This window comes from Bradyrhizobium shewense, assembly GCF_900094605.1.
Classification (GTDB): domain Bacteria; phylum Pseudomonadota; class Alphaproteobacteria; order Rhizobiales; family Xanthobacteraceae; genus Bradyrhizobium; species Bradyrhizobium shewense.
Genome location: NZ_FMAI01000083.1, coordinates 1 through 3,186, shown reverse-complemented (window position 1 = coordinate 3,186; position 3,186 = coordinate 1). Strand labels below are relative to the sequence as shown.

The window sequence follows — 3,186 nt, the reverse complement described above, 5'->3', positions numbered from 1 at the left end:
GTCGCCACCGCGCACGCACCGTCTCCGAATCTCATCGGAGCCAATGAATCATGGTCGACGGTCGGCGGCGAGCGCCTTTTTCAACAGCCTGCTAGTTGGCCGAGCGTGGATACGAAGAGCTCAAAATCTGATGAAGCCATGTTGCTAATCCACGCAGTGACGCGATACGGATTCGCACGGGATCGTCGCGTCACCCAAGAAGCTTGCGACCACAACAGAATTTCATCGATTTCACGGCTCCCGCCACAAAACCACGGATATGACAATGGCACGCAGGACGACTCTTGGCGTAGCGACTCCTGGGTGATCGCCACGTCTACGTTTGCTTAGAGTTCGGGACCTACCCTCCGGAGCCAGCCAGACCAGTTTTGCGCGCTGACCACTGGCTCTTCGCCCACGGTTGAGCTCAGATTGAAAGCCACTCGGGGCGTGACATTCGCCAAACCGTGAAGCAGCACAATCATCCTGACAGAGCCGATTGGAAAGAGATAGTGCTGTATCGTAGCCGCCTAGTACATCAACAAATGATGGAAGGGCCGCGACCGTGAAACCAGCATCTGGCACATGGCAGCTTCATTAAGCGGGGCTGCTCGAGCGTACGTTTGAGAGGGAAGCGCGCTCCCGGAAATCGCACAGTGACCGCGCCGAGCGGCAACTGAGGTTTGTTAGTCAAAACTATTGACGGCAATGCGATTTCATCCGTTCTCTCGAATCTCATACTCCCAGCCTACATCGGAGTCGTCGTCTGCGGGTTACAGTCTGTCCTAGAACACGCATTCATCGTCATGGTCTCGGGCGGGAAAGTATCGCTGACAAATTGCCTAAACTGAACCCTTTCCTGCACTCGTGCTGACCAATGCGAGCCGGCGGAGATCCGCTCGACATCGGCAAAGATCGAAATAGCTGTGGCGCGCGGGGAAGCTGCACCCACTCACTTCTTTTTGGAGAAAATACGCGAAACTGGCGCGAGGATCATTGCTAAGCTGCGCGACAAAGGAGCTATACGAGCTTCACTGGAGCCATTTGACTAGAGACCAACAACCACTGCAGGTGCGCCTTAGAGTGGGGAGCCTGTGCTAGTTGGGGAGCGCCTTGGCGCCCGACGCATAGTCGGTGCCACAGCAAGATCCGCACTTGGTGGAATGAGGACTCCGGCCGCAAGAGAACAGGCAACCGTGTTTTCAACAAAGAGCTTGGGTCGACAGCATGAACTTTTGCTTCGGACCCTCGACGGACCTCATGGCATTTTCCTCCCGACTAGCCCGCTCAACAGAGCTGGCCACCTTTTTAAGAATTCGCCATCCCAAACGGCGCACAACTGAATACTAGAAACAAAACTACTATTCGCCCTGGCGGCCCGCCCACATTACAACCTGGAGAGGATGACATGGTCAATCGAATGCGGTTCTACATAGATGGCGCTTGGATCGATCCCGCCGTTACGAAAACAACGCGTATTGTCAATCCAGCGACGGCAGAGGAAATGTACGAGGTTGCGCTGGGCTCGAAAGCTGATGTCGATAAGGCGGTCATAGCGGCTAGGCGGGCCTTTGAGAGCTTTTCTCAGACCAGCCGCGAGGAGCGCATCATTCTGCTCAAAAACATCGTCGAGATTTTCAAGCGCCGAATGAAAGAGATCGGCGATTCAATCGCTGACGAGATGGGCGCTCCGCTTCGTATGGCGGAACTGAAGCAGGCCAAGTCTGGATTAAGCCATCTCGTCACCACACTCGAAGTCCTCAAGAATTACTCTTTCGAGGAGCGAATTGGCAGCGCGGCGGTGTTGCGCGAGCCGATCGGGGTGGTCGGGATGATCACGCCCTGGAATTGGCCAATGAATCAGATTGCTTGCAAAGTGGCGCCAGCCCTCGCAGCTGGCTGCACTATGATCCTTAAGCCTTCGGAATTTACCCCAAGTTGTGCACTGATATTCGCGGAGATCGTTCACGAGGCGGGCTTACCTAAAGGGGTATTCAACCTAGTTAACGGTCTTGGCCATGAGGTCGGCGCTGCCATGAGTGATCACCGAGATATCGACATGATCTCGTTTACTGGCTCGACCCGCGCCGGGATTGATGTTGCGATCCGCGCCGCTTCTACTGTCAAGCGTGTCAGCCAAGAGCTCGGAGGTAAGTCACCGTACATCATTCTCGATGATGCCGATCTCAACACGGCAGTCAGCGGGTGCATCGCGAAAATTGTCCTCAACTCGGGGCAATCTTGCGATGCACCATCGCGCCTCATCGTACCGCAATCACGAATGGCGGAGGTGGCAGAGATCGCAAAAGCCGCCGCAGACAAATTCAAAGTCGGCGATCCCCGAACCGAAGGGACTGATATAGGTCCCGTGGTAAACCGTGGCCAATGGGAGAAAATTCAGGCATTGATCCAGAAAGGCATAGATGAGGGGGCCACGCTGGTCGCCGGCGGTTTGGGCCGACCGAATGGAATGGATAGGGGCTTTTACGTTCGCCCCACCATTTTCGCAGATGTCAAAAACGAAATGACAGTTGCGCGTGAGGAGATCTTCGGGCCGGTGCTTGCGATCATTGGCGCAAAGGACGAGATAGACGCAATCCGAATCGCAAACGATACGCCGTATGGTCTCGCCGGTTACGTATTCGCAGACTCACCCGAACGCGCGCGCAAGGTTGGTCGCTTCATTCGAGCTGGCGCCATATATCTGCAGGGCGTATTGCTTGATTGCGACGCTCCCTTCGGAGGGTACAAACAATCGGGCAACGGTCGTGAATGGGGTCGCTTCGGTCTTGAAGACTATTTGGAGGTAAAGTCCGTTGCTGGCTTTATTGAGGGCTGAACTGCGAGGCTCAAAGCCCTTAAGCACAATTTTATCCTGATGCAATTGAGACTAGGATTGCAAGCTTCCGAGATCTTCTCTCCTGAAAGCTTGCAATCTCATGAGTGAGTTTGCCTTCCGCCGGTCACCTGGTATCCCGGAAACTTCCTGACGTCTCAGAATTCTGTGCAGTTTAGGGCCGGCCGCCGTGAAAGCGCGCTCGCCCGAGTACTGCATCTTAGACCTGACGACCGTTGCATTACTATGCAAAGCGGGTAAATTAAGCCTTACTCAGCGACGGTAGCGATCGCGCCTGTGTGGCCACGCGATCTGACCGATGCCGAGTGGGCGCTGATCGCTCGGAAGATGCCGCCGCGACACCGATTGGG

The 3,186-nt window shown here is 55.2% G+C and carries 2 protein-coding genes; both read left to right on the top strand.

All coding sequences use genetic code 11. The annotated features are described in order from the left end of the window. Positions 1-330 (top strand): DUF2817 domain-containing protein (locus tag GA0061098_RS44630; protein WP_129591138.1); only part of this gene is annotated, 330 nt, incomplete at its 5' end. A gap of 1,057 nt (positions 331-1,387) precedes the next feature. Then, positions 1,388-2,818: an aldehyde dehydrogenase family protein gene (locus GA0061098_RS43240; protein ID WP_091968205.1), complete on the top strand. Its 1,431-nt coding sequence runs from the start codon at positions 1,388-1,390 to the stop codon at positions 2,816-2,818. The last annotated feature ends 368 nt before the right edge of the window (positions 2,819-3,186 follow it).

Bases quoted from the DNA above. Each gene is read 5' to 3' on its own strand.
- GA0061098_RS43240 (WP_091968205.1), top strand. From the start codon at position 1,388: ATGGTCAATCGAATGCGGTTCTACATAGATGGCGCTTGGATCGATCCC.